This window comes from Rickettsia honei RB (genome assembly GCF_000263055.1).
GTDB lineage: Bacteria > Pseudomonadota > Alphaproteobacteria > Rickettsiales > Rickettsiaceae > Rickettsia > Rickettsia rickettsii.
Genome location: NZ_AJTT01000011.1, coordinates 1 through 860, shown reverse-complemented (window position 1 = coordinate 860; position 860 = coordinate 1). Strand labels below are relative to the sequence as shown.

Genomic DNA, 860 nt, shown 5'->3' with positions numbered 1-860 from the left:
TTTTTGATTTTTTTAGATGGATACCGCTACAAGCGCGCAGTATGACACCAAGCACTGGATCCCGTGTTCAAGTCACGGGATGACGAACTAATTATCCCCCTAATCTTTGTTAAATACTAGCACTTCAGCAGTATTTGCCCATTTTAGCATTTCGTCGTATTTAGTATGCCAAATACGCATAATTTCTTTTTCATATTCTACAATTTGCTCTTCTAATCCTTCAAATTGTTTCACCATTTGACGTGCTTTAGAAAGTATCGTATCATTAGTAACGTCAAAAACTTTTTGCAAATGACGGTCTTGTTCTTCTTTATAATTTAAATGAGCTGCTCTACCAAGCTCAGCATCTTTATGCATATTTTCACTTCTTATCTGTATTTCAAAATTACGTTTAGAGTGTAAAAGCTGCATTATATTATGAAGAGACTGATAGCCGTTACTTTTTGGTCTATTGATATAATCTTTGGTGTATAACCAATCTAAATGCGGAGAACTCTTAACTACGTCCAAAGCATTATAGCATAGAGCTTTAGATTTAACTATAATCCTACATGCAATTAAGTCTTTCAATGCATCAATCGGCACTTCTTTCCTTTTCATCTTTTTTAAAACAGAATAAGGTTCTTTAAGACGCATATATATCTCATTTTCTATATCTGCTTTATTTAAATCTTCTTTAAGCAGATTAATAATATCACAAATCAAATCCCCTCCCTCCTGCTACCTAAAATTCTCTATATCTCTATTCTTAGTAAATATTACCTATAGCTTTTAGAACTTAAATCCACAAGACTGTTCATAACACTATTCAATTAATTTATAAAATTAATTCTTTAACTAAAAATTAAAAAACAGATTAA

The 860-nt window shown here is 31.3% G+C and carries 1 protein-coding gene; it reads right to left on the bottom strand.

Annotation, left to right across the window (positions count from 1 at the left end; all coding sequences use genetic code 11):
• Positions 1-99: 99 nt before the first annotated feature.
• Positions 100-705 (bottom strand): guanosine polyphosphate pyrophosphohydrolase, encoded by a 606-nt coding sequence (locus WSW_RS0107660; RefSeq protein WP_016917663.1) that lies wholly within the window; start codon positions 703-705, stop codon positions 100-102.
• Between the last annotated feature and the right edge of the window lie 155 nt (positions 706-860).